This is a genomic window from Roseovarius sp. A-2 (assembly GCF_002072155.1).
Classification (GTDB): Bacteria; Pseudomonadota; Alphaproteobacteria; order Rhodobacterales; family Rhodobacteraceae; genus Roseovarius.
The window spans coordinates 104,236-127,178 of sequence record NZ_BDIY01000006.1; the positions used below are offsets into that span (position 1 = coordinate 104,236).

A 22,943-nucleotide genomic window follows, 5' to 3' on the forward strand; every position below is an offset into this window, starting at 1 on the left:
GGTTTCATCGGGCCACTGCTGCTGATGCCGACCGCCTTCATGAGCCCCGCTCTCAGCGTTGTAGGCTTAGGACAAGAATGGGTCGCAAGATGACGCCAGAGGTCCATGCCGAAAACGACACCAAAACCGATGGTCGCATCGCCGCCATTCGCGGCGGGGTTGTCGATGTGATGTTCGATGGTGCCGTCCCTCACATCCACGATCTGCTTTATGCCGGTGAGGTCGCGCTTGAGGTCTCGGGCCTGATCGGCGCGGGCATGGTGCGGGCCATGGCATTGGCACCGGTGCGCGGGCTTGGCCTTGGCATGACCGTTACGGCCACCGGCGGGCCGATCCGGGTGCCGGTGGGAGAGGGCGTTCTGGGGCGGATGCTGGATGTTTTTGGCGCACCGATTGATGGGCGGCCTGCGGTAACGGCTGTGGAGCACCGCTCGATTCACCGCCCGCCGCCCAAGCTGAGCGAGCGGGTATTGCATTCCGAAATCCTTGAGACCGGGATCAAGGCGATTGATCTGTTGTCGCCCATTGAGCGCGGCGGCAAGACCGGGCTTTTTGGCGGGGCAGGTGTGGGCAAGACCGTGCTGATCACCGAGTTGATCAACAACACTGTCCAGAACCACAAGGGTGTCAGCCTGTTTTGCGGCATTGGCGAACGTTCGCGCGAGGCCGAGGAACTTTACCGCGAGATGGGCGAGGCGGGCGTGCGCGAGAAAACCGTGATGCTGTTTGGCCAGATGAACGAGGCGCCCGGCGTGCGCTTTCGGGTGGGCAATACCGCGCTTACCATGGCCGAATATTTCCGCGATGACAAAGGCCAGGATGTGCTGTTGTTGATCGACAACATCTTTCGCTTTGTTCAGGCCGGCTCTGAGGTGTCGGGCCTGATGGGGCGGATGCCCTCGCGCGTGGGTTATCAGCCGACGCTGGCCACCGAACTTGCGGGCCTTGAGGAGCGGATTACCTCGACCAAACGCGGCGCGATCACCTCGATACAGGCGGTCTATGTGCCCGCCGATGACTTCACCGACCCGGCGGCGGCGCATATCTTTTCGCATTTGTCGGCCTCGGTGGTCCTGTCGCGCAAACGCGCCAGCGAGGGGCTTTATCCGGCGCTTGATCCGTTGGCCTCGGCCTCGGTAATGTTGACGCCCTCGGTGGTTGGCCAGCGGCATTATGATATTGCCCGCGCAGTGCGCCGGACGCTGGCGGAGTATGAGGAACTGCGCGACATCATCGCGATGCTGGGGCTGGAGGAGCTGTCGTCGAACGACCGCGCCACCGTCGCGCGCGCCCGGCGGTTGGAGCGGTTTTTGACCCAACCGTTCTTTACCACCGGATCGTTCAGTGGTGTGGAGGGCAAGCGTGTGCCGATTGCGCAGACGCTGGAGGGCTGCGAGACGATCCTTGAACAGACCCAATTCGATCTGCCCGAAAGCGCCTATTACATGATCGGCGGTCTCGGTGATCTGGAGGCGGCATCATGAGCATGGCCGGTGAGATGACCGTCACCCTGCGCCTGCCGACCCGCACCCTGTTCGAGGGGCAGGCGACGCGCCTGACGGCGGTCGCGCCGAACGGGGCCTTCGGGATCTTGCCCAACCATGTCGATTTTGTCACTGCCCTTGTGCCCTCGGTCATGACGCTGCGCCTTGTCGATGGGTCCGAGGATATCTTTGGCCTTGATGAGGGGTTGCTGGTCAAGAAGGGGCATAGCGTTTGCGTGATCGCCCTGCGCGGGGTGCAGGGCGACGATCTGGGTAGCCTGCAAGACACGGTCGAGGAGAGCTTTGTCCAGATGGATGAAGAGGAACGTCAGGCCCGCTCTGCGCTGTCGCGGCTTGAGGCGGATATGGTGCGCCGCTTTGCCGAATTGCAAAGGCCGCTGCCATGACGCCCAAACCCGACAAATCCACCGAGGACATCGCGCGTCAGGCCAGGCGGATGAAATCGACACGCGACAATCCGGGGCCAAGCCCGTTGCGCGGTATCGGCACATTCGGAATGATCGGCTGGTCAATCGCCGTGCCGACGGTTGGCGGGGCATTTCTCGGCCTCTGGCTTGACCGTGTGGCGCCGCAGGGGTTTTCATGGACCATCGCCCTGATCCTTGGCGGCGTGGTGCTGGGCGCGTTCATTGCCGCGTCATGGATCAACAAGGAAGGGGGCGACAAATGATCGCGATTGACTGGACTGCGCTGGTTCTGGGCGGGGCCTCTGGCCTCGTCATGGGGGGGCTTTTCTTTGTCGGGCTGGCCCTGGGAATGCGGCTGGCATTGCGCAGCGTGAGCCCGGTCAAACTCCTGACGCTGAGTGCGGCGGTGCGGATCGCGGCCTTGCTCGGTGTGGGATGGGTTGTGATCGGGCAGGGCGGGCCATGGGCCGCGCTTGGCTATGCCATCGCGTTCCTTGTGGTGCGCATCATCGCTACGACCATCGCCCGTGTCGGGGCGCCCGCAGGTCGCGCATCATGAACCTTACGCCGGATCAGATCGTCATGTTTGACGCTTGGGGCGTGCCGATCAATGCCACCATCTTCTATACTTGGATCGTGATGGGCCTTTTGACCGTCGCCTCGATGCTGATCACCCGCAACCTGCGCGCCGATGTGCCGCCGGACCGCTGGCGCACGATGCTGGAGGTGATCGTGCAGGGCATTCAGGGCCAGATCGAAGAAATCGCCCAAGGCCCGTCGCGGCACCTGTTGTATTTTTCCGGGACGCTGTTTTTGTTTGTCGCGCTGTCGAACCTGCTGCTGGTCATTCCGGGGTTCCGGCCGCCGACATCCTCCTTGTCGACGACGACCGCCCTGGCGATTTCCGTGTTGATCGCGGTGCCGCTTTTCGGCGTAAGCAGCCGCGGCCTTGGCGGTTATCTCAAGACCTATCTGCAACCATCGCCGATCATGCTGCCGTTCAACATCATCTCGGAATTCTCGCGCGGTATCTCGCTCGCCATTCGTCTTTACGGCAACATCATGAGCGGTGCCGTTATCGCGGCGATCCTGCTTGGCGTCGCGCCATTCTTCTTTCCCGTGGTGATGGATGTGCTCGGGCTTCTGACCGGCATGATCCAGGCCTATATCTTCGCGATCCTGGCAACGGTCTATATCTCAAGTGCCACCGCGACCCCATCACTCCCGCTTTCCGAAAAGGACAATCCATGACCGATCTTGGTATCATTGCAGGCGTTTCAATCTTCACGGCGGGCCTTACGGTTGCGTTCGGCGCCATCGGCCCGGCCTTGGGGGAAGGGCGCGCGGCCTCGGCGGCGCTGAGCGCGATTGCACAACAGCCTGACGCGGGCCCAACCATTTCGCGGACCCTCTTCGTCAGCCTTGCGATGATCGAATCCACGGCGATCTATTGCTTTGTCGTCGCGATGATCCTGATCTTCGCAAACCCGTTCTGGACTGCGGCGGTGGAAGCGGCGCAGGCGGCGGGCGGCTGAGCGATGTCGATCGACTGGATCACCGTCGCGGCGCAGATCGCCAACTTTCTGGTGCTGGTCTGGCTTTTGAAGCGGTTCCTCTACCGGCCCATTCTGGATGGCATCGACGCCCGCGAGGCCGAAATCGCCACCCGGATGCAGGAAGCGGAGCGAGAGAAAGACAAGGCGGCCGCCATCGAGGCGGAGTATCATGACAAGGTTCGCGCGCTGCATGTCGCGCAGTCCGAGATGACCGAAACGGTGCAAAAACAGGCCGAGGAACAGCGCGATGCGTTGCTGGCAGAGGCGCAGCAGCGCATGGAGCGCGAACACGCGAACTGGCGGGCGCATCTTGACGATGAGGCGCATAAATACACCGCCCAGATGCACCACGTCGGGGCAAGCGCGCTTTTGTCGTTGACCCGCAAGGCGTTGAGCGACCTTGCCGATGAGACGCTGGAGGCGCGCATCGCGCATCACCTTGTCGAAAAGATCAAGCCGATGGCCGCAGATCTAACCCGCGCCGCAGGGCAGGCGAGGGCAGCGACGATTACAAGCCATGACCCGTTGCCACCAGCGGCACAGCAAGCCGTGAGCGGCGAATTGAACGCCCTGTTTCCGGATGTCTCGGTAAGGTTCGAGAGCGACCCGGAGCAGGCGCCGGGCCTGATGCTGCGCATCGGCGGCGCGCAGGTGGCCTGGACGGTCGAGTCCTACATCGACGGGCTGGACGCGATGATTTCGGAAAAACTGGCCAAGGGCACCGAGTTGAAGGCGCACGACCATGAGCGGTGAAACCAGCGACATCGGCGCCAATCCCGAGGGCCTGTTGCAGGCGCTTCTCGACAACCCCGCGCCCGGCCCCCACCTGAGCGAGATCGGGCAGGTCGCCGAAGTGGCCGACGGCATCGCCATCGTCACCGGGCTGGAACGTGCCCTGTCCGACGAGCTGTTGCGCTTTGAAAGCGGCGTCCAGGGCATCGTCCTTGATCTGGAGCCGGGGCGCCTTGGCGTTGTCCTTCTGGGGCCGTCCGAGCGTGTTGCCGTCGGCACAGGCGTTGCGCGCACCCATAAGGTGGTGAGCGCCAAGGTCGGTCCGGCGCTTCTGGGCCGGGTCGTGGATGCGCTTGGCAATCCGCAGGATGGCAAGGGCGCGATCAAGGTCGAGGCGATGCAACCCGTCGAGGCCGAGGCGCCCGAAATTCTTGACCGCAAGGCGATCACCCGCCCTCTGGCCACCGGGATCAAGACGGTTGATGCGGCGGTGCCCATCGGGCTTGGGCAACGCCAACTTGTGATCGGGGACAGGCAAACCGGCAAGACATCCCTGGCGGTGGATGCGATCCTCAACCAGAAATCCACCGATGTGACGTGCATCTATTGCGCGATCGGGCAACGCGGCGATGCGGTGGCCAAGGTGATCGGGGCGATCACCGACGGTGGTATGCTGGGGCGCACGGTCATCATGTCCGCTGGTGACGAAGAGGCCGCCGGGCTGGCCTATATCGCGCCCTATGCGGCGCTGAGCATGGCCGAATACTTCGCCGCTCAGGGCCGCGATGTGCTGGTGGTTCTGGATGATCTGACGCATCATGCGCGCTCCTACCGGGAGTTGTCGCTGTTGCTGCGCCGCCCGCCGGGGCGCGAGGCGTTTCCCGGCGATATCTTCTATATCCACGCGCGGTTGCTGGAGCGCGCCGGACAGTTCACCGAGGCCGCTGGCGGCGGGTCGATTACCGTGCTTCCGGTTGTCGAAACCCAGGCCGAAAACCTGTCGGCCTATATCCCGACCAACCTGATCTCGATCACCGACGGGCAGATCTATCTGTCGCCGCGTCTGGTGCGCAAAAACCAGTTTCCCGCAGTCGATCTTGGCGTGTCGGTCAGCCGTGTCGGCGGCAAGGCGCAAAGCCGCGCGTTCCGCTCGGTGGCGGGCAACCTGCGCGTCACCCTGTCGCAATTCGAAGAGTTGGAGGATTTCGCCAGGTTCGGCACCCGTCTTGACGATGCGACCCGCGCACGGCTGACCCGCGGCGCGGCGGTGCGCGCCTCCCTGCGACAGGCCGAGCGCGACCCCATTCCGGCGGTCGAACAACTTGCCGTTCTTGTCGCGGCGATGGACGGGCAGCTTGACGGGTTGAGCGAGGCGGAGACCTTTGCCGTGATGGCCGCGATCCGAACGGCCGCGGCGCGCGATCTGGGCGAGATTGCGGAAAAAATCGCGCAGAACGACCCCTTGGACGACGACGCCCGTGCCCGTATGGTGGCCCTCGGCCAACAGGCCCGAAGAACACTGGGGGAGCGGCATGGCGCAAACCCTTGAGACGCTCGCGCGGCGCACAACCAGCATGCAGGGCATCCGCAGCATGGTTCACACCATGAAGACGCTGTCTGTCATAAATTCCGCGCCCTATGAACATGCGGCCCGCGCCATCGAGGCCTATCACGACACGGTGCTTGAGGGGCTGCATGCCTTCCTGTCGCAGTCGGGGCCAATCCATACAGAGACGCCCGGCGCGGGCGCGCGGGTCATGGTGGTGTTCGGCTCCGATCACGGCTTGTGCGGGAACTATAACGAGGCGCTTGCCGGGCATGTCGGGCGCCACATCAACGCCGATGCAGGCCGCGCCACAACCGTTCTTTGTGTCGGGGCGCAGATGGCGGATGCGCTCGCCGATCTGGGGCTCAGGGTGAAAAGGACGTTTTTTCCGCCCGCCTCTGTCGATGGGATCGGGCGGCTGGCGAACCTTCTGACGCAAAAGCTCGACGATATCCGGCGTGATAGCCACCCCCATGACGTTGCTGTCTCTCTCGCCTATTTTGCGCGCGGCGAAGGCGGAACGCAGGCCGCCGAAATCGCGGCATTGCTGCCGCTCGATCCTGCACTCATCGCCGAGCTTCAGGCAAAGCCATGGGTCTCACGCAGCCTGCCGTATTTTTCGATGCCTCGGGGTGACCTTTTCATGTCATTGATCCGGGGGTATTTGTTCGCAAGCCTGTTTCGGGCCTCGGCCGAGGCGCTGGTCACGGAGAATGCCGCGCGGCTGGCGCTCATGCAGCAGGCGGAACAATCGGTCGATGAGCAGCTTGAAGAGCTGAAATCCGAAACCCGCGCTTTGCGTCAATCTGAAATAACGACAGAATTGCTTGATGTGATCATCGGTTTTGAGGCCTTGAAGAAAGACAAAAGGTCGAAAACAGCCACCAGTCAGAAACAGGAAACGAAAGGAACTCCCTTACGATCTTCTTCGGCATCATGATTCCTGCCGCTCTGGCCGGATGAATCGTGCCGGGTTTGTCGCAGACCATCAGCTTACGTAAGGATGATGGTTATGACGAAAGTCAAAATGGCAATTCGCTACTCTCCAGAGGTTCGCGCGCGGTGCCACGCGAATGAAATTCTCCACAAGGCATCAGCTTATTTTGCGCAGCCGGAACTTGACCGCCCACTGAAACGATAATCTCCTTCATTGAGGATCAGCACGACATCAGCGGTATGCGGGCCGCGCTGGATTTCCGTTACGGCATCTTCCTCGTGATCGCTGTGACCCTGCCATAGCGGGTGCCGGCCTTGTCGGTGTTGGAGCTGGATCGCAGACTGACAATTCTCGATGACGCATCGATACACATCCACATCTCTGGCCGCTTGATCTAGCAGCGTGAACATCTGAAAACCGGCCGCCCCTGCGACGAGGTGATCCGCAACAGGGCACTTGTCACGGCCGTAAAGGAATACTCACGTGAATTCTGGCCCATTTTCGATGACTGCTGTCTGCTGTTTGCGTCGTTTCATGCGCCCATGCAGGGGGTTTCGCAGCAACAAGTTGGGCAGATCACCGGGGATATCACGCTTCGAGAACTTGGCGTGAGAGTGCCGATTCATCGGTTTCGCGGCAATGTCGCGACGGAGATCTCGGAGGTGACGCCAATGGTGGTAGATTGGGATCTGCTGTGCTGGGGCAGGGGGGCATTATGGATAATCAGACCGGGTCAGTTTTGAATGCACATTGACATTTCGAACCATACCGAGGAAATTTTTTGCTACCGTGAGTTTCTGGATGCTGTGCGGGTTTTGAAACAGGATGAATGTGTCGAAATGGACTCTGAGGCAAGCCTCCAGCAGCACCTCGCTGCCGTCGTCGAGGGGTCGGACGATGCGATTATCACGAAAGGGCTCGACGGTATCATCCGGAGCTGGAACCCAGGTGCGGAACATATCTTCGGCTATTCTGCCGAGGAGGCGGTCGGGCAACCAATAACCCTGCTCTTCCCGACCGACCGGATCGACGAGGAGGCTGATTTCATTTCTCGACTGCGCCGGGGTGAACGGATCTCCCATTTCGAGACGGTTCGGAAACGGAAGGACGGCACTCTCGTGCCGATTTCTCTGACAGTTTCGCCGGTGCGGGATTCCGGCGGCAACATCGTCGGTGCGTCGAAGATCGCGCGGGACATCACGCTGCAACGGCAAGCCATTGAGCAGCAGCAACTTCTCCTGTCTGAAATGCGCCACCGGGTTGGCAACTCCTTCGCAGTGGCCGGCGGGCTTCTTTCCATCGCGGCGCGCCACGTGGAGAGTGTGCCAGAGTTCGTTGCGGCGATGCGCCAACGGCTCATTTCCCTGGCATCGGTTCATGCGCAGGCCGTCAATGATCCCTCCGGTGCGACACCGGAGGGCACCGCCCTGGCAGATCTCGTAAGCTCGATCCTAGAGCCTTTCACTAGCGACGACTCGGCGCGCGTAGATATGCCAGAGATCCACATCAGCCCTGCCGCCATCACGCCACTTTCACTCGTCCTGTTCGAGCTGGCCACCAATGCCGTGAAATACGGAGGTCTTTCCGAGGCGGGAGACGGCATCTCGATCCAGGTCAAGCGACACGAGGGTCGTTTGATCATCCGGTGGCAAGAATCCTGCGCTACCGCGCCCGGGTCAGGCGACGCCGATCATGTGGGTTTCGGAACGCGCATGTGCCAGAGCACTGTCGGGTCGTCACTTGGCGGAACGTTTTCCCGGGATTTCGACCCGGAGGGCATGACGGCGACTCTGGATCTCGACTTGGCGGCCGTGACGGGCGTCGCGGCCTGTGAAGGGCACCAAGTGGTCGGCAAAGATGATCGGAGGATTGAAACGCCAGGCATCAACATGGAATGATCTACACGGTCCGCCATGTCCTGCGTGCAGCCATGAATTGTGCAGTATTCAAGGACTGGACCGTGTCTGGCCAATGTCTGACCAGTGTCGGGCTCGCTTCGGCACCGTTCGCCGGATCTCCTGGGAAATTCTGGCTTCATCCCGGTCGCCTCAACTTCCGTCAACCGCCGTTTCCTTAGATATTCAGGTTCAACTCACGTCCATGGCGCGACATCTCAGGCCGCAACTTGGGGGTTTGCGTTGTCGGTGAACGCGAGTTGAATAGCCGTGCGCCGCGTCGTGTCCGGGTATCCGCACGGCAGGATTCTTTATCCTACAGCGCCACCCAAGTGATCGCTCGGAGGTCGCGTCACCACGCTTCCATTGACGCTAAAGCGTGCCCGTTTTGTCCCTCTGGCAGCATGATCGGGAAGCCGGCATTCATATCGAGGCCCCCTATGCCACGGCCTGACAAGTATACAGATCCCCTGCGCCAGCCTCGCTGCATCAGTTCATCTACTGATGCAGCGTCCGGTTCTGGGTATGTTCCGACCTGTTCTTTTGATTTTTCCACGGCTTTCAAACACACCAAGACCGCGTAAACACCAATGAATTATGGCTCTACCCTATCCGGTAGTTCGGAGACTCGCGAGTGATTTCCACGTCATGCACGTGGCTTTCCTTGAGCCCCGATCCCGTGATGTGCACGAAGGTGCAGTTGCGGCGCATCTCCTCGACCGTGGCGCAGCCGGTATAGCCCATGGCGGCCCGCAGCCCACCCACAAGCTGGTGCAGCACATTCGCGGCTGCGCCCTTGTAGGCCACCTGTCCCTCGATCCCCTCGGGCACGAGTTTATCGCTGGCAGCGTCCTTTTGGAAATAGCGGTCGGCCGAGCCGCGCGCCATCGCGCCAAGGCTGCCCATGCCGCGATAGGCCTTGAAGGTCCGGCCCTGATAGAGGATCGTCTCGCCCGGGCTTTCATCCGTACCGGCAAGCATCGAACCCACCATCGCACAGGATGCCCCAGCCGCGATCGCCTTGGCGAAATCGCCCGAGAACTTGATGCCGCCATCGGCAATCACCGGCACGTCGCCCGCCGCCTGCGCGCAATCCATGATCGCGGTCAGTTGCGGCACGCCGACCCCCGCCACCATCCGCGTGGTGCAGATGCTGCCCGGCCCGATGCCCACCTTGATCGCATCCGCGCCTGCGCCGATCAACGCGCGCGTTGCCTCGGCGGTGGCGACATTGCCTGCCACGACCTGCACCTGGTTCGAAAGCGTCTTGGCGCGCTCCACAGCCCGCGCTACGCCCTCGGAATGGCCATGCGCGGTGTCGATCACGATCATGTCGACGCCCGCATCGACCAGCGCCTGCGTGCGCTCAAAACCCGCGTCGCCCACGGTCGAGGCGGCAGCGACCCTCAGCCGCCCCAGATCGTCCTTGCAGGCCGTCGGGTTGAGCACCGCCTGCTCGGTATCCTTGAGCGTCAGCAGGCCGGTCAGCTTGCCAGTCTTGTCCGTCACCAGCAGCTTCTCGATCCGGCGCGCGCGCATCAGGCTCTTGGCTTCATCGCGGTCGGCGGGTTCCTGAAGGATGGCGAGGTTGTCGCTGGTCATCATCACATGCACCGGCGTGTCGTCGCTGGAGGCAAAACGCATGTCGCGATTGGTCACGATACCGACAACGCGGCCGTTGTCGTCGACCACCGGAAAGCCGGTGAAATTATACCGCTCAATCAGGGCCTTGGCGTCGCCAAGCGTCTGATCTGGGCGCAGCGTGACCGGGTTGTAGACGATGCCGCTCTCAAAACGCTTGACGCGGCGCACCTCGCGGGCCTGTTCCTCTAACGTCAGGTTGCGGTGGATCACTCCGATGCCGCCGAATTGCGCCATGCTGATCGCCATGCGCGATTCGGTCACTGTGTCCATGGCCGAACTCAGCAACGGGATATTGAGGCTGATCGTGCTGGTCACTCGGGTCCGCGTGTCTGCCGTGTTAGGCAGCACGCTCGATGCCGCAGGCACCAGCAGAACATCATCAAAGGTGAGCGCCTCGCGAATCTCCATTCCGGTTCTCCATGGATATCTCGTTTGGCACGTCCCTATTACATGGATGGCCTCCGGGCGAAAGAGCCATTCTCGCGCAGCGGTCATGTGTCACGCGGTTAACGCGGATCGCGGTCCGGCACCGGATCATGGCCGCATTGACCCCACGGGTTGCAGCGCGCGATGCGCCTGGCCGCAAGCCATCCGCCGCGCAGCGCGCCATGTTTTTCGAGCGCTTCGAGCGCGTATTGGCTACAGGTCGGATGATAGCGGCAGTGATAGCCGACCCAGGGCGACAGGATCAGCCGGTACCCCTTGATCGGCAGGGCCAGAATACGGGCAAGCGGGCTCATTTCGCCCCCCGCAACTTGCGCAGCGCATGGATGAGATCATTGTGCAGCGCCTCGTAGGGGCGCGCCGCCGTTTCCTGCGCCCGACCGATCAGCACATAATCCCAGCCGGGCTGCCCGTAGATGTGCACGACCTCGCGCGCGACGGCGCGCAATCGGCGCTTGGCCCGGTTGCGCGCGACGGCGTTGCCGACCTTCTTGGAGCAGGTAAAGCCCACCCGGATCGCCGGATCGTCATCGCGCCGGTCGCGCCCCTGCACCATCATCGCGGGCGTTCCCTGACGGCGCGCACGCGCAGCCGCAAGGAAATCGGAGCGTTTGCGCAGCACGTACAATCTGCCATGCGCGCATGACGAAACCGCCGGGGGCGTATTCCCTGGCTTGCGGTCAGGGGCCTCCGGCGGTGTCATGATCGTCACAACTGGCTGACGCTTACGCGCTCAGCGACTTGCGGCCACGCGCACGACGTGCGTTCAGGATCTTGCGACCGGCCTTGGTGGCCATGCGCGCGCGGAACCCGTGGCGGCGTTTGCGAACCAGGTTCGAGGGTTGAAAGGTGCGTTTCATCGCTCCGTCTCCGACTTTGGGGACACGCTGCAATCGGAATCGCGCACGGCCCTGATGTATCCGAAGCCCGGTCTATAGTAGCGGTCCTCGGCCAAGTCAAACCCCCGCGACGCCTATCTGCAACAAAATCCTGCGGGATCCGCGCGATGATGTTACAAGCGGTGCGAATTATCCGCACAACAAGGCCCCGATCATCACCCGCGATCACCCCCACGTGAGGCCACTGGCAGAGCGGCAAGCGACTGTGCAAGTAGAGGACAACGCAGTCAAACCCGAGCAGGATCATGGATAGCAGAATGCAGCACTCGACCGAGCAGAAATCCGGAGGCTGGGCGCGACACGCGCCGCTGGCCATCATTCTCACCGTGGCCGTCATTGGCTTTTTCACCCTGCGCGACTACATCACGTTCGACACGCTGCGCGACAACCGCGAGGCGCTTCTGGCCTTTCGCGACGCCAATTTCGGGCTGATGGTGCTGAGTTTCGTCGCGATCTATTTCCTGATCGTGGCCTTTTCGCTGCCCGGTGCGGCGGTGGCCTCGGTCACCGGCGGATTTCTCTTCGGCCTCGTATCGGGCACCGCCTTCAACGTGATCGCCGCCTCGCTCGGCGCCTTCGCGATCTTTCTGGCCGCCCGGTGGGGTCTGGGGCAAACGCTTGCCGCGCGCATCGAAACCTCCGAGGGCACGCTTAAACGGCTCAAGGCCGGGCTGCACGACAATGAAATCAGCGTGCTCTTTCTTATGCGCCTCGTGCCCGCCGTGCCGTTTTTCGTGGCCAATCTGCTGCCCGCGCTGGTAGGCGTGCGGTTCGTCAATTTCGCGATCACCACCGTGCTGGGAATCGTCCCCGGTGCCATCGTCTTCACCTGGATCGGCGTTGGACTGGGCGAGGTGTTCGACCGCGGCGGCAGTCCCGATCTCTCGCTCCTGTGGGAGCCGCAGATCATCGGGCCAATTCTGGGTTTGTGCGCGCTCGCAGCACTCCCCATCCTCATCAAGAGCATTCGTGGCAAGAAGGATATTTGAGCATGCAAGAGATTAAGACGGATCTGCTGGTCATCGGGGCCGGCTCTGGCGGGCTGTCCGTCGCGGCGGGCGCGGTACAGATGGGGGCGAGCGTCGTCCTGCTAGAGGGCCACAAGATGGGCGGCGATTGCCTGAATTTCGGCTGTGTGCCGTCCAAGGCGTTGATCGCCAGCGGCAAGGCGGCCTATGCGCAATCGCATGCGTCGCAATACGGTGTGGCGAACGTGACCCCGGATGTGGATTACGCCGCCGCCAAGGATCACGTGGCCGGTGTCATTGCCCAGATCGAGCCGGTCGACAGCCAGGAACGCTTCGAAGGCCTTGGCGTGCGGGTGATCCGCGAATTCGGCGCATTCGTGTCGCCCAAGCAGGTGAAGGCAGGCGATCACCTGATCACCGCGCGCCGGGTGATCATCGCCACCGGCTCTTCGCCCTTCGTGCCGCCCATCCCGGGGCTCGACACGGTGCCCTATGAGACCAACGAGACGATTTTTGAACTGCGTGAGAAGCCGGCTCACCTGCTGGTAATTGGCGGCGGCCCGATCGGCATGGAAATGGCGCAGGCGCATCGGCGTATGGGCTGCGAGGTCACGGTGATCGAGGGGGCCAAGGTGCTGGGTCAGGACGATCCGGAACTGGCACAGGTCGTGATCGAGCAGTTCAAGGCCGAAGGGATAGCCATCGAGGAAGACGCACTGGCGTCCGAGGTTCGCGGCAAGGCGGGCGCCATCGAGGTCGAGGCCAAGGACGGGCGCGTCTTCAAGGGCACGCATCTGCTGATGGCCGTGGGGCGCAAACCCAACATCGACGGCCTCAACCTCGACGCCGCCGGGATCGAAACCACGAAACGCGGCATCAAGGTCGACGCCTCGATGCGCACCACCAACCGCCGGGTCTATGCCATCGGCGACGTGGCGGGCGGGCTTCAATTCACCCACATGGCGGGCTATCACGCGGGTCTGATCATCCGGCAGGCACTGCTTGGTCTGCCCGCCAAGGAACGCACCGATCACATCCCCTGGGCCACCTATACCGACCCCGAGATCGCGCATGTCGGCCTGACCGAAGAGGCCGCGCGCAAGGAACATGGCGGAAATCTCGACGTGGTGCGCTTTCCCTACAACCATAACGACCGCGCCATCGCCGAACGCAAGACCGATGGCCTGATCAAGGTGATGGTGGTGCGCGGGCGGCCTGTGGGGGCGTCGGTTGCAGGCGCGCAGGCAGGCGAGTTGATCAATCTCTGGGCCTTCATCCTCGCCAACCAGCTCAAGATGAAACACGTGGCAAACATGGTCGCGCCCTATCCGACCCTCGGTGAAATCAACAAGCGCGTAGCCGGGGCCTATTTTTCGCCAAAGCTGTTTGATAACCCTATGATCAAACGTGTTGTAGGCTTCATACAGCGCTGGCTGCCCTGAACGGCAGTCAAGGGAGGGGACGGCTTGCTCAACTCACTTTCGGGACGCTTCCTGATCCTGACGGCCATCTTCGTGATGCTGGCCGAAGTCCTGATTTTCGTCCCCTCCATCGCCCGCTTTCGAGAGGAATTCCTGCTCACCCGGTTGGAACGCGCGCAGATCGCATCTCTCGTGCTTCTGGCCGATGAAGAGGTGACCCCTGACCTGCAAGAGGAACTTTTGCACAATGCGGGCGTGTTCAACGTGGTCATGCGGCGCGACGAGGCGCGGCAACTGGTGCTGTCCTCGCCCGTGCCGCGCCCGATATCCGCAACTTTCGATCTGCGCGACGCGCCCGCCCTTACCCTCATCCGCGACGCGATGGCCCGGCTCACCACCCCGGAGGAGCAGGTAATCCGGGTGATCGGTCAGCCGGTGCGCATGGGCGGGCTGCTGATCGAGGTCACGCTGGAAACCGATGATCTGCGCGTCGCGATGATCGACTACGGGCTGCGCATCCTCTGGCTGTCATTGGTGATTTCGGTCTTTACTGCCGTGCTGTTGTTCTGGGCGGTGCAGTGCCTTCTCGTGCGTCCCATCCGCCGCGTGGTGGGCAACATGCAGGCCTATGCCAACGCCCCCGAGGATGCCCGACGCGTGATCGCCCCTTCCTCGGGCATCCGCGAATTGCGCGAGGCCGAGGAGACGCTGCAAACCCTGCAAACCCAACTGACCGGCGCGCTCAAGCAAAAGGAGCATCTGGCACAACTGGGCGGTGCGGTGGCCAAGGTCAGCCATGACCTGCGCAACATCCTCACCTCGGCGCAGCTTTTCACCGACCGTATCGAGATGAGCGAAGACCCCGCCGTGAAGCGCATGGCCCCCAAACTGGTGAATTCGCTCACCCGCGCGGTGCACCTGTGCGAGGCGACACTGGCCTATGGCAAGGCCGAGGAACCCGGCCCGACCCTTTCGCGTGTGCGGCTCGTCGATATCGTGGCCGATGTGATCGACAGCGAGCGGCTCTCGGTCGGACAGGCCAAGGTCAGATTCTCCCAGGCCGTGCCGGGCGACATGGTGTTGCGCGCCGATGCCGAGCAGCTTTACCGCGTGATCGCCAACCTTGTGAGGAACGCCCGGCAAGCTATTGTTAACTCGAAAAAACCCGGTGAGATTACCGTTATTTCGGACGAAGATTCCCGGGAATGGATCATCCGCGTTGCCGATACCGGACCCGGCCTTCCGGCACGTGCACGCGAACATCTGTTCAAGCCGTTTCAGGGGGGCGCGACCAAGGGTGGCACGGGGCTTGGCCTGACCATCGCGCAGGATTTGGTGCGCGGCCACGGTGGCACACTCTCGCTCGAACGCAGCGACGAGACGGGCACATCCTTCTGCATTACCCTGCCCAAGGGAAATTTCGCGGATGCGTCATGAATTTTCCAAAACGCCCTTGCATTGCCGGGCCGCAGAGTCTAATTGCTGCCCTCGACGGACCGATAGCTCAGCTGGATAGAGTACTTGACTACGAATCAAGGGGTCGGGGGTTCGAATCCTCCTCGGTCCGCCACCACCCAAAAATTTCGTCATGAGAACCAGGTGGTTGCGGAAATTTTGTCTAACTGGATGTAGGTGTTAGACAATTTTACGAACTACGCTTTCCGGCGCATGTCGGGTGGTAAGGTTTTGATGGAAGAATCTTTTCGATCGGTGTGATGTTTCAGCTGCGCCGGGTTGGCCTGCTAGCAGTGAAGCTCAGAGATGAAGCGATATCTCCCAGAAAGAAAAAACCGCCTCACAATGAGGCGGTTCCATTCGGCAAAAACGGTCACAGAAACTTGCCTGTCTCAAGTGCCGATGGGGTCAGAAGTCGCCGTCGGGTGACTGTGGCGGCATCGGATGAGGCGCCCCGGCGCTGCACCGTCAGGGAAGAATGCGGCGGTTGCGCGGCTCGACGCTCAGGGCGTCAGGCCAGCCGAAAAAGTATTCGATTCCGACAACCACGAGGGTGATGGCGATCACGATCAGAACAAGCCTCACCTGTCGTGGTCCCGGCGGGTTGCGGGCCCATCTCGCCATTCGCAGGAACCAGAAGATATTCATGGATCAATGAACCTCACCGTACCGATATAAGGCAGGTTACGGTTGCGTTGCGCATAGTCGATGCCATAGCCGACCACGAATTCATCGGGGATCTCGAATCCGGTCCAATCGGCACGGATATCGGCCTCGCGGCGCGAGGGTTTGTCGAGCAGCGCGATGGTGCGTAGCCGCGCCGGGCGGCGGCTCTCGAGCAGGTGCAGAACATGGGCCAGAGTGTGCCCGGTATCGACGATATCTTCGACCACAAGCACGTCACGACCTTCAATATCGCCGCGCAAGTCTTTGAGAATACGTACTTCCCGACTGCTTTCCATCGCATTTCCGTAAGACGAGGTTTCGACGAAATCGACTTCGACGGGCAGGTCCAACTCTCGCACAAGATCGGCGATGAAGATGAAGGAGCCACGCAGGAGGCCGACGACGACCAGCTTGCTGGTGCCGGAAAACTCGGCCTCGATCTCGTGCGAGAGGGCCTCGATCCGGGCGGCGATGCTCTTGGCTGAAATCAGTTTGTCGATGACATAGGCGCGATGTGGCATGTGTTCCCCTTGCACTTTTCGCCCCAGTCTATGAAAAAGCGCGCCACTGTCACGTGCAAACCGGGGCCACCATGCCATCACATTCCGAGACCCGAACCCTAAGCTATTCGGCTGACCAGATGTATGCGCTGGTGGCGGACGTGGCGAGCTACCCGCAATTCCTGCCCTGGACAGCGGCGGCGCGGGTGCGCAAGGTAACGCCGCAGGCCGATGGATCGGACCTGATGGAAGCCGATTTGGTCATAAGTTTCAAGGTCTTTCGCGAGCGGTTCGGAAGCCGGGTGATGCTCTGGCCCGAAGACAGGCGGATCGAGACGGAGTATCTCGACGGTCCTTTCAAACACATGCGCTCCAATTGGGGATTTCGCGATGTGGATGGTGGATGTGAGGTGAATTTCGATGTCGATTTCGCCTTCAAGAACCGGCTGCTGCAATCGGCGGCGGAACTGTTCTTTTATGAGGCCATGAAACGGGTCGTGCGGGCCTTCGAGGAGCGGGCCGATACGCTGTATGGTGACACCTGAGAATTGTCAGGTAACAGATTGATCCAGAGCGTTTTTCAACAATTCAAGCGCATGGTCGCGAGATAGGCGGCGCACCGCGTCGCGGCCCTTTGCGCCGAAGTCCCGCGTTTCCGCCAAGGTGGCGTGCCCGGCCCGCGCAAGGCCGAAACAGACCCGGCCCTCGGGCTTGTGCTCTGACCCGCCGGGCCCGGCGATTCCGGTGATCGAAACGGTGAGATCGGCGTGGCTGTGGCGCAGCGCCCCCTGGGCCATTTCCCGGGCGACCTCTTCGGAGACGGCGCCAAAGGTGGCAAGCGTCTCGGGCGACACGCCTAGCATCTCGATTTTCGCCTGATTTGAATAGGTTACGAAGCCACATTCAACCACCGCGCTGGAGCCGGGAATGTCGGTGAGCGCAACCGCGACCATGCCCCCGGTGCAGCTTTCGGCAGTGGCGATCATCACCCCTTGTGCGCGGGCCGCATCGAGGATTTCGGCAATCTTCATAGTCCCAGCACCCCGTGCGAAAACGCCGCGCCTGCCATAACGCAGAGCGCGGCCGCGAGCCCGGCGAGGATATCGTCAAGCATCACGCCGAGCGCGTCGCCGCGGCGGTCGGCCCAGCCAATGGGGCCGGGTTTCCAGATGTCGAACAGGCGAAAGGCGAGAAACGCCGTGATCCAGCCGGGCCAAAGCGCGGTCAGCGCTACCCCGGCATGTGCCGCCCCGATAGAAACCGGCAGGAAGGCGAGCCATTGACCGGCCACCTCGTCGATCACAATCTCGGATGGGTCGTGATCGTCTTTACCCTTTGTTTCTTGCGCTGTAGCCCACGTTCCTAATGTGAATGCCGCAATTACGCCAAATCCAAGCAGGAGCGGGCCGCCCGCAACATGCAGTGCCCAGGCGCAGGGCAAGGCTGCGAGTGAACCCCATGTGCCGGACGCGGGGCGCAGGTGGCCGACATGAAAAAACGTGGCAATCAAATGGGTTACGCGCATGTCTTCACCAATGTTACAGCGGCCTGCGCGGCGATGCCTTCCTCGCGCCCGGTAAAGCCGAGCCGCTCGGACGTAGTGGCTTTGACCGAGATCCGGTCGGGGACGACACCGGTGATCGTGCTCAGCGCCTCTTGCATCGCTCGCGCGTGCGGCCCGACTTTCGGGCGTTCGCAGACAAGAGTGACGTCTATATTATTGATCGCAAACCCTTTATGCGTAGCCAAGTCAGCCGCGTGCCGCAGGAAGATATGGCTTTCGGCGCCTTTCCATTGCGGATCGGAGGGTGGGAAATGCCGCCCGATATCGCCCTCGGCCAAGGCCCCGTAAATCGCGTCGGTGAGCGCGTGCATGCCGACATCTGCATCCGAATGGCCTTGAAGGCTGCGGTCATGCGGCACCGCGACGCCGCAGAGCATGCAGTGATCGCCGGGGCCGAAACGGTGCACATCATACCCGGTGCCAATGCGTATATCCATCTGATGTTCCAGTATTTTTGTGGCGCGGGCAAAGTCCTGTGGGTGGGTGATCTTGAGGTTGTCCTCATGTCCCTCGACGATGGCCACCGCGATGCCCGCAGCGCGCGCGACGGCGACATCGTCGGCCGCATCCCCCGCATGGGCGCGGTGAGCGGCGAGTATGGTGGAAAATTCAAAGCCCTGTGGTGTCTGCGCGCGATAAAGACCGATGCGGTCGCGGGTGGCGACGACACGGCCCTCAGCCCCGATCCAGAGCGCATCGGTGACGGGCAGGGCCGGGGCGGCGGCAACTGCCCCGATGTGCAGCGTATTGAGCACGGCGGTGATCAGTTCGGGCGTGATGCAGCAGCGCGCAACATCGTGGATCAGGACGTGATCGGGCGGGTCGTCCGCCATGCTCTCTAGCCCGTTGCGCACGGAGATCGCGCGCGTCGCCCCACCTGCCGTGACATTGATCCGTGGATGCGAGGCGAGCCGATCCATATCTTCGGGGTGCAGAACGACGGTAATCCGGGTTATCTCTGAGACTGCGAGAAAGGCATCAAGCGTCCAGTCGATCACGCGGCGACCGGCCAGCGGCTGCCATTGCTTTGGCAGGTCCCCGCCAGCACGGGTGCCGCGACCTGCGGCGACGATGAGAGCAGCGCTTGTCATGCCCCTTGATTACGGCGCGTCCGAGAGGAGCGCAATGGCTGAGCATGTGCCTAATTAATAGGCAGTAAAGCTGTCACACCCAAGGAAACATCCCTTGCAGCGTTGTCTTGCGCCCATGTCAGGGCTACAACGGCGATGTTGCACAAGGATTAGGCACACACATGCTGTCACTTGCCGATATGGGATTCACCCCGCCTGTGGCTCTCGCCCCGATGGCGGGAATCACCGACCTGCCGTTTCGTTCGCTGGTCTCGCGCTTTGGCGCGGGGCTGGTGGTGAGCGAAATGGTCGCGAGCCAGGAAATGGTGCAGGCCAAGCCCGGTGTGCGCGAGAAGGCCGAGTTGGGGCTCGGGGTGGAAAACACGGTGGTGCAGCTTGCCGGCTGTGACACTTATTGGATCGCGGAGGCCGCACGCATGGTCGCGGATCGCGGTGCGCAGGTCATCGACATCAACATGGGTTGCCCCGCCAAGAAGGTAACGAGCGCGAGCGGGGCAGGGGCGTCGGGCTCGGCCCTGATGCGCACACCGGATCACGCGCTGAGGCTGATCGAGGCGGTGGTCGGTGCCGTCAGCGTGCCGGTGACCCTCAAGACGAGGCTGGGTTGGGATGATGATTGCCTGAACGCGTCCGAGATTGCACGCCGCGCCGAGGCGGCGGGCGTGCAGATGATCACCATTCACGGGCGCACGCGCTGTCAGTTCTATAAGGGGCGCGCCGATTGGGCGGCCATCCGCGCGGTCAAGGCGGCGGTGCGCATGCCGGTGCTGGCCAATGGCGACATTATCGACGCACCAAGCGCGCGGCGCGCGCTGGAACAATCCGGTGCCGATGGCGTGATGATCGGGCGGGGTGCGCAAGGGCGGCCCTGGCTGCTGGCGCAGGTGGCGGCGGCGCTATATGGCACGCCCGCGCCCGAGGTGCCGCAGGGGGCAGCGTTGGCCGACCTGGTGGCAGGGCATTACGAGGCGATTCTGGGCTTTTACGGCCGCGCTCTGGGCGGGCGCGTCGCGCGCAAGCATCTGGGCTGGTACATGGATCACGCCGGGACAGGGGCCGATCTGCGCCGCCGGGTGCTGACGGCAGGGCCTGAAGAGGTTTTGCACCTCTTGCCCGATGCCATGCAGGACTGTGTCCGCGAGAGGCGTGCGGCATGAGCACCGAAGAGGGGATCTGGACCTCGCTGCCGGTGCCCGCGCTGGTGATCGACGCAGAGGATCGCATCACGCGGATCAATCCTGCCGCCGAAGGGTTCTTGATGAGTTCCGAGCGCGCGCTGACCGGTCAGCCGCTCTGGGACAGGCTGGCGGTCAACGCGCCGCTGGAGGATGCCTTCGAACGGGCCCGCGAAAACAATGCACCGCTTTTCGTCAATGACGTGGATGTGGGCACTGGTGAACGCGCGCCAATGCAGTGCAACCTTCAGGTGGCCCCGTTGGCGGGCAGGCCCGGTCATATGATCATGCTGATCAGCCCGCGAGAGCTGGCCGGGCGCATGGTGCAGAACAGCAACGTGAAATCGGCGGCGAAATCGGCGATCGGCATGGCCGAGATGCTGGCGCATGAGATCAAGAACCCGCTGGCGGGAATCACGGGTGCGGCGCAGCTTCTGTCGATGACGCTGGGGCAGGAGGATCTGGAGCTGACCGACTTGATCGTCAGTGAGAGCCGCCGCATCGTGGGTCTGCTGGAGCGGGTCGAGCAATTCGGCAATATCAGCGCGCCGGATCTGAAACCGGTCAACCTGCATGACGTGCTGGATCGGGCGCGGCGCTCGGCGATGCTGGGCTTTGCCGCGCATATGACGATGATCGAGGATTACGACCCGTCGCTGCCGCTGGCGCTTGGCGATGCGGATCAGCTGTTGCAGGTGGTGCTGAACCTGCTGAAGAACGCGGCGGAGGCGGCACAGGGACAGCCCGGCACGATCCGGCTGCACAGCTATTACGAACAATCGCTGCGGGTGCGACGAGGTGAAGGCAAGGGCAAGGCGCTGCCGCTTCAGATCGAGATCATCGACGATGGGCCGGGGCTGCCGCCGGAGATCGCCGAAGAGGTGTTCGATCCATTCGTGTCGGGCCGCGAGAACGGCACGGGCCTTGGCCTCGCGCTCGCGGCCAAGATCATCTCGGATCACGACGGCTGGATCTCGGTAAGCTCGGTTCCCGGGCGCACGGTGTTCCGCATCTCATTGCAACGCGCGCAGACGACGACAGGCCAGGGAGGCTAGAACATGGACGGCACGATATTGGTCGCTGACGACGACCGCACGATCAGGACGGTTCTGACGCAGGCGCTGACGCGGGCAGGGTGCCGGGTGCATGCCACCTCGAGCCTGACCACGCTGATGCGGTGGGTGGGCGAGGGCAAGGGCGATGTGGTGATCTCTGACGTGGTGATGCCGGATGGCAATGGGTTGGAGATGCTGCCCAAGATCGCGCAGGACCGGCCCGGCCTGCCGGTGATCGTGATCTCGGCGCAGAACACGATCATGACGGCGATCAAGGCCGCCGAGGCCGAGGCCTATGATTACCTGCCCAAACCGTTCGATCTGCCCGACCTGATGAAGCGCACCGCGCGGGCGCTCGAGGCGCGGGCCCGGCGCAGCGTGGCCGCCCCCGAAGAGGACCGGCCCGAGGAATTGCCGCTGATCGGGCGCACGCCTGCGATGCAAACCCTTTACCGCGTGGTGGCGCGGGTCATGCATAGCGATCTGCCGGTGATGGTCTGTGGCGAGTCGGGCACCGGCAAGTCACTTATTGCCAAGGCGCTGCATGATTTTTCGGACCGGCGCACGCTGCCTTTCGTGACGGTGACGGCGAGCGATCTGAGCGAGCTCAATGGCCCGTCGCGGGTGATGGCGCGGGTCAAGGGTGGCACGCTGGTGCTTGATGAGGTGAGCGATCTGCCGCTCGAGGCGCAGGGCCGTGTGGTGCGGATGATGGACGCGCCGGGCGATCACGTACCACGCTTCATGGCCACCAGCCGCGTGCCCCCGGCACAGGCGCTGGAGGATGGCACGCTGCGCGAGGATCTCTATTACCGGCTGAGCGGGGCGGTGGTCGATGTGCCGTCCTTGCGGGAGCGGATCGAGGATATTCCCTTGCTGGCTGCGCATTTCCTAGCCCGGGACGAGCGCGAGGGACAGCCTGCGCGACACCTGTCGGACGGCGCGGTGGAGTTGATGCGCGCCTATAGCTGGCCGGGCAACGTGCGGCAGCTGGAAAACGCGGTGCGCCGGATCGGCCTCACTGCATTGGCGCAGGAGATCACCCGCTCGGAGGTGGAGGCGGTGCTGGGCAATCAGCCGCGCGCCGAGCCGGTGATGCGCGCGGGGCGGGGCGAGAGCCTGTCGGCCTCGGTGGCGGGACATCTGCAACGCTATTTCGACCTGCACGGTGCGGACCTGCCGCCGCCCGGGCTTTATGGTCGCATCCTTCGTGAAGTGGAGACGCCGCTGATCGAAATCGCACTTGATGCCACCGGCGGTAATCAGATGAAATGCGCCGATCTGCTTGGCATCAACCGCAATACGCTGCGCAAGAAGATCACCGATCTGGATATTCACGTGACACGCCGCCGCAAGTTGATGTAAAACTGCAACAGAACTGTGACCTGAGAGGTGCTTCGCGCCTATTAGGTCCAGATGTTGCGGGGCAGGCGTGGCCGCCCCACAAGGCGATGGGGGGCATGCGTGGCAACGCGGACACGCA

Annotated in this window: 25 protein-coding genes, 1 tRNA gene and 1 other annotated feature; of the genes, 18 read left to right on the top strand and 8 right to left on the bottom strand. The window is 62.6% G+C overall.

What is annotated here, in order from left to right; all coding sequences use genetic code 11:
* The first annotated feature begins 89 nt into the window (after window positions 1-89).
* The 10 genes from atpD (at window position 90) to BHD06_RS09800 (ending at window position 8,581) form a co-directional block, all read left to right on the top strand.
* Window positions 90-1,484 (top strand): F0F1 ATP synthase subunit beta, encoded by a 1,395-nt coding sequence (atpD, locus tag BHD06_RS09750; protein WP_080456881.1) that lies wholly within the window; start codon window positions 90-92, stop codon window positions 1,482-1,484.
* The gene (locus BHD06_RS09755; protein ID WP_080456806.1) at window positions 1,481-1,891 is read left to right on the top strand and encodes an ATPase; all 411 of its coding nucleotides are present in this window, start codon (window positions 1,481-1,483) and stop codon (window positions 1,889-1,891) included. Before atpD ends, BHD06_RS09755 begins: the two co-directional genes overlap by 4 nt.
* Window positions 1,888-2,175, top strand: a complete 288-nt coding sequence (locus BHD06_RS09760; RefSeq protein ID WP_080456807.1) for an AtpZ/AtpI family protein — start codon at window positions 1,888-1,890, stop codon at window positions 2,173-2,175. Before BHD06_RS09755 ends, BHD06_RS09760 begins: the two co-directional genes overlap by 4 nt.
* On the top strand, window positions 2,172-2,471 hold the full coding sequence (locus BHD06_RS09765) for an ATP synthase subunit AtpR (RefSeq protein ID WP_217805655.1): 300 nt from the start codon (window positions 2,172-2,174) through the stop codon (window positions 2,469-2,471). Before BHD06_RS09760 ends, BHD06_RS09765 begins: the two co-directional genes overlap by 4 nt.
* On the top strand, window positions 2,468-3,163 hold the full coding sequence (locus tag BHD06_RS09770; protein WP_080456808.1) for a F0F1 ATP synthase subunit A: 696 nt from the start codon (window positions 2,468-2,470) through the stop codon (window positions 3,161-3,163). The genes BHD06_RS09765 and BHD06_RS09770 overlap by 4 nt, the downstream gene beginning before the upstream one ends.
* On the top strand, window positions 3,160-3,447 hold the full coding sequence (locus BHD06_RS09775; RefSeq protein WP_080456809.1) for a F0F1 ATP synthase subunit C: 288 nt from the start codon (window positions 3,160-3,162) through the stop codon (window positions 3,445-3,447). The genes BHD06_RS09770 and BHD06_RS09775 overlap by 4 nt, the downstream gene beginning before the upstream one ends.
* A 3-nt stretch (window positions 3,448-3,450) precedes the next feature.
* On the top strand, window positions 3,451-4,221 hold the full coding sequence (locus tag BHD06_RS09780) for a F0F1 ATP synthase subunit B (protein WP_080456810.1): 771 nt from the start codon (window positions 3,451-3,453) through the stop codon (window positions 4,219-4,221).
* Window positions 4,211-5,749, top strand: a complete 1,539-nt coding sequence (locus BHD06_RS09785; protein WP_080456811.1) for a F0F1 ATP synthase subunit alpha — start codon at window positions 4,211-4,213, stop codon at window positions 5,747-5,749. Before BHD06_RS09780 ends, BHD06_RS09785 begins: the two co-directional genes overlap by 11 nt.
* The gene (locus BHD06_RS09790) at window positions 5,733-6,686 is read left to right on the top strand and encodes a FoF1 ATP synthase subunit gamma (RefSeq protein WP_080456812.1); all 954 of its coding nucleotides are present in this window, start codon (window positions 5,733-5,735) and stop codon (window positions 6,684-6,686) included. Before BHD06_RS09785 ends, BHD06_RS09790 begins: the two co-directional genes overlap by 17 nt.
* A 155-nt stretch (window positions 6,687-6,841) precedes the next feature.
* Window positions 6,842-6,932 (top strand) — a sequence feature (AL1L pseudoknot).
* 494 nt (window positions 6,933-7,426) lie between these two features.
* A complete protein-coding gene (locus tag BHD06_RS09800; protein WP_080456814.1) occupies window positions 7,427-8,581 on the top strand; it encodes a sensor histidine kinase in 1,155 nt (384 codons plus the stop codon).
* A 600-nt stretch (window positions 8,582-9,181) separates the two neighbouring features.
* Here BHD06_RS09800 and guaB read toward each other — a convergent pair.
* The 4 genes from guaB to rpmH form a co-directional block, all read right to left on the bottom strand.
* Window positions 9,182-10,630: an IMP dehydrogenase gene (gene guaB / locus BHD06_RS09805; RefSeq protein ID WP_080456815.1), complete on the bottom strand. Its 1,449-nt coding sequence runs from the start codon at window positions 10,628-10,630 to the stop codon at window positions 9,182-9,184.
* A gap of 98 nt (window positions 10,631-10,728) precedes the next feature.
* Window positions 10,729-10,962 (bottom strand): membrane protein insertion efficiency factor YidD, encoded by a 234-nt coding sequence (gene yidD / locus BHD06_RS09810; protein WP_080456816.1) that lies wholly within the window; start codon window positions 10,960-10,962, stop codon window positions 10,729-10,731.
* Complete coding sequence (gene rnpA / locus BHD06_RS09815; protein WP_080456817.1) at window positions 10,959-11,369, bottom strand: ribonuclease P protein component; 411 nt, start codon at window positions 11,367-11,369, stop codon at window positions 10,959-10,961. The genes yidD and rnpA overlap by 4 nt, the downstream gene beginning before the upstream one ends.
* A 22-nt stretch (window positions 11,370-11,391) precedes the next feature.
* Complete coding sequence (rpmH, locus tag BHD06_RS09820; RefSeq protein WP_012177012.1) at window positions 11,392-11,526, bottom strand: 50S ribosomal protein L34; 135 nt, start codon at window positions 11,524-11,526, stop codon at window positions 11,392-11,394.
* A gap of 296 nt (window positions 11,527-11,822) precedes the next feature.
* On the opposite strand from rpmH, the gene BHD06_RS09825 reads away from it, so the two are divergent.
* From BHD06_RS09825 to BHD06_RS09840, 4 genes are all read left to right on the top strand, one after another.
* Window positions 11,823-12,554: a TVP38/TMEM64 family protein gene (locus BHD06_RS09825; RefSeq protein WP_254892374.1), complete on the top strand. Its 732-nt coding sequence runs from the start codon at window positions 11,823-11,825 to the stop codon at window positions 12,552-12,554.
* Window positions 12,555-12,556: 2 nt separating this feature from the next.
* Window positions 12,557-13,975, top strand: a complete 1,419-nt coding sequence (locus tag BHD06_RS09830; protein WP_080456819.1) for an NAD(P)/FAD-dependent oxidoreductase — start codon at window positions 12,557-12,559, stop codon at window positions 13,973-13,975.
* A 24-nt stretch (window positions 13,976-13,999) separates the two neighbouring features.
* Window positions 14,000-15,391 carry a HAMP domain-containing sensor histidine kinase gene (locus BHD06_RS09835; RefSeq protein ID WP_080456820.1) on the top strand — a complete coding sequence of 464 codons (1,392 nt, stop codon included), beginning with the start codon at window positions 14,000-14,002 and terminating at the stop codon, window positions 15,389-15,391.
* A gap of 56 nt (window positions 15,392-15,447) precedes the next feature.
* Window positions 15,448-15,524, top strand: a tRNA-Arg gene (locus tag BHD06_RS09840).
* Between the two features lie 529 nt (window positions 15,525-16,053).
* Here BHD06_RS09840 and hpt read toward each other — a convergent pair.
* The gene (gene hpt, locus BHD06_RS09850; protein ID WP_080456822.1) at window positions 16,054-16,596 is read right to left on the bottom strand and encodes a hypoxanthine phosphoribosyltransferase; all 543 of its coding nucleotides are present in this window, start codon (window positions 16,594-16,596) and stop codon (window positions 16,054-16,056) included.
* Window positions 16,597-16,667: 71 nt separating this feature from the next.
* On the opposite strand from hpt, the gene BHD06_RS09855 reads away from it, so the two are divergent.
* Complete coding sequence (locus BHD06_RS09855; protein ID WP_080456883.1) at window positions 16,668-17,120, top strand: type II toxin-antitoxin system RatA family toxin; 453 nt, start codon at window positions 16,668-16,670, stop codon at window positions 17,118-17,120.
* Between the two features lie 6 nt (window positions 17,121-17,126).
* Here BHD06_RS09855 and BHD06_RS09860 read toward each other — a convergent pair whose 3' ends face one another.
* The 3 genes from BHD06_RS09860 to BHD06_RS09870 are packed head-to-tail and all read right to left on the bottom strand — an operon-like array spanning window position 17,127 to window position 19,230.
* Window positions 17,127-17,606, bottom strand: coding sequence for a CinA family protein (locus tag BHD06_RS09860; protein WP_080456823.1), 480 nt, complete (start codon window positions 17,604-17,606; stop codon window positions 17,127-17,129).
* The gene (locus tag BHD06_RS09865; protein WP_080456824.1) at window positions 17,603-18,100 is read right to left on the bottom strand and encodes a phosphatidylglycerophosphatase A; all 498 of its coding nucleotides are present in this window, start codon (window positions 18,098-18,100) and stop codon (window positions 17,603-17,605) included. Before BHD06_RS09865 ends, BHD06_RS09860 begins: the two co-directional genes overlap by 4 nt.
* Window positions 18,091-19,230: a bifunctional 2-C-methyl-D-erythritol 4-phosphate cytidylyltransferase/2-C-methyl-D-erythritol 2,4-cyclodiphosphate synthase gene (locus tag BHD06_RS09870; RefSeq protein ID WP_080456825.1), complete on the bottom strand. Its 1,140-nt coding sequence runs from the start codon at window positions 19,228-19,230 to the stop codon at window positions 18,091-18,093. The genes BHD06_RS09865 and BHD06_RS09870 overlap by 10 nt, the downstream gene beginning before the upstream one ends.
* 161 nt (window positions 19,231-19,391) lie before the next feature.
* On the opposite strand from BHD06_RS09870, the gene dusB reads away from it, so the two are divergent.
* Genes dusB through BHD06_RS09885 form a run of 3 tightly spaced genes read left to right on the top strand, consistent with a single transcriptional unit; the run spans window position 19,392 to window position 22,825 of the window.
* On the top strand, window positions 19,392-20,387 hold the full coding sequence (gene dusB / locus BHD06_RS09875; RefSeq protein ID WP_080456826.1) for a tRNA dihydrouridine synthase DusB: 996 nt from the start codon (window positions 19,392-19,394) through the stop codon (window positions 20,385-20,387).
* Window positions 20,384-21,460 carry a nitrogen regulation protein NR(II) gene (locus BHD06_RS09880; RefSeq protein ID WP_080456827.1) on the top strand — a complete coding sequence of 359 codons (1,077 nt, stop codon included), beginning with the start codon at window positions 20,384-20,386 and terminating at the stop codon, window positions 21,458-21,460. Before dusB ends, BHD06_RS09880 begins: the two co-directional genes overlap by 4 nt.
* Window positions 21,461-21,463: 3 nt before the next feature.
* Complete coding sequence (locus BHD06_RS09885) at window positions 21,464-22,825, top strand: response regulator (RefSeq protein ID WP_080456828.1); 1,362 nt, start codon at window positions 21,464-21,466, stop codon at window positions 22,823-22,825.
* Window positions 22,826-22,943: the final 118 nt, after the last annotated feature.

Excerpts from the sequence above, each read along its gene's own strand:
- rnpA (WP_080456817.1), bottom strand. The coding sequence starts at position 11,369 with ATGACACCGCCGGAGGCCCCTGACCGCAAGCCAGGGAATACGCCCCCG.
- BHD06_RS09790 (WP_080456812.1), top strand. The coding sequence starts at position 5,733 with ATGGCGCAAACCCTTGAGACGCTCGCGCGGCGCACAACCAGCATGCAG.
- BHD06_RS09880 (WP_080456827.1), top strand. The coding sequence starts at position 20,384 with ATGAGCACCGAAGAGGGGATCTGGACCTCGCTGCCGGTGCCCGCGCTG.
- guaB (WP_080456815.1), bottom strand. The coding sequence starts at position 10,630 with ATGGAGATTCGCGAGGCGCTCACCTTTGATGATGTTCTGCTGGTGCCT.
- BHD06_RS09860 (WP_080456823.1), bottom strand. The coding sequence starts at position 17,606 with ATGAAGATTGCCGAAATCCTCGATGCGGCCCGCGCACAAGGGGTGATG.
- BHD06_RS09770 (WP_080456808.1), top strand. The coding sequence starts at position 2,468 with ATGAACCTTACGCCGGATCAGATCGTCATGTTTGACGCTTGGGGCGTG.
- yidD (WP_080456816.1), bottom strand. The coding sequence starts at position 10,962 with ATGAGCCCGCTTGCCCGTATTCTGGCCCTGCCGATCAAGGGGTACCGG.
- BHD06_RS09780 (WP_080456810.1), top strand. The coding sequence starts at position 3,451 with ATGTCGATCGACTGGATCACCGTCGCGGCGCAGATCGCCAACTTTCTG.
- BHD06_RS09865 (WP_080456824.1), bottom strand. The coding sequence starts at position 18,100 with ATGCGCGTAACCCATTTGATTGCCACGTTTTTTCATGTCGGCCACCTG.
- BHD06_RS09855 (WP_080456883.1), top strand. The coding sequence starts at position 16,668 with ATGCCATCACATTCCGAGACCCGAACCCTAAGCTATTCGGCTGACCAG.
- BHD06_RS09785 (WP_080456811.1), top strand. The coding sequence starts at position 4,211 with ATGAGCGGTGAAACCAGCGACATCGGCGCCAATCCCGAGGGCCTGTTG.
- BHD06_RS09755 (WP_080456806.1), top strand. The coding sequence starts at position 1,481 with ATGAGCATGGCCGGTGAGATGACCGTCACCCTGCGCCTGCCGACCCGC.
- hpt (WP_080456822.1), bottom strand. The coding sequence starts at position 16,596 with ATGCCACATCGCGCCTATGTCATCGACAAACTGATTTCAGCCAAGAGC.
- BHD06_RS09870 (WP_080456825.1), bottom strand. The coding sequence starts at position 19,230 with ATGACAAGCGCTGCTCTCATCGTCGCCGCAGGTCGCGGCACCCGTGCT.
- BHD06_RS09800 (WP_080456814.1), top strand. The coding sequence starts at position 7,427 with ATGCACATTGACATTTCGAACCATACCGAGGAAATTTTTTGCTACCGT.
- BHD06_RS09825 (WP_254892374.1), top strand. The coding sequence starts at position 11,823 with ATGCAGCACTCGACCGAGCAGAAATCCGGAGGCTGGGCGCGACACGCG.
- dusB (WP_080456826.1), top strand. The coding sequence starts at position 19,392 with ATGCTGTCACTTGCCGATATGGGATTCACCCCGCCTGTGGCTCTCGCC.
- BHD06_RS09765 (WP_217805655.1), top strand. The coding sequence starts at position 2,172 with ATGATCGCGATTGACTGGACTGCGCTGGTTCTGGGCGGGGCCTCTGGC.
- BHD06_RS09885 (WP_080456828.1), top strand. The coding sequence starts at position 21,464 with ATGGACGGCACGATATTGGTCGCTGACGACGACCGCACGATCAGGACG.
- rpmH (WP_012177012.1), bottom strand. The coding sequence starts at position 11,526 with ATGAAACGCACCTTTCAACCCTCGAACCTGGTTCGCAAACGCCGCCAC.
- atpD (WP_080456881.1), top strand. The coding sequence starts at position 90 with ATGACGCCAGAGGTCCATGCCGAAAACGACACCAAAACCGATGGTCGC.
- BHD06_RS09760 (WP_080456807.1), top strand. The coding sequence starts at position 1,888 with ATGACGCCCAAACCCGACAAATCCACCGAGGACATCGCGCGTCAGGCC.
- BHD06_RS09775 (WP_080456809.1), top strand. The coding sequence starts at position 3,160 with ATGACCGATCTTGGTATCATTGCAGGCGTTTCAATCTTCACGGCGGGC.
- BHD06_RS09830 (WP_080456819.1), top strand. The coding sequence starts at position 12,557 with ATGCAAGAGATTAAGACGGATCTGCTGGTCATCGGGGCCGGCTCTGGC.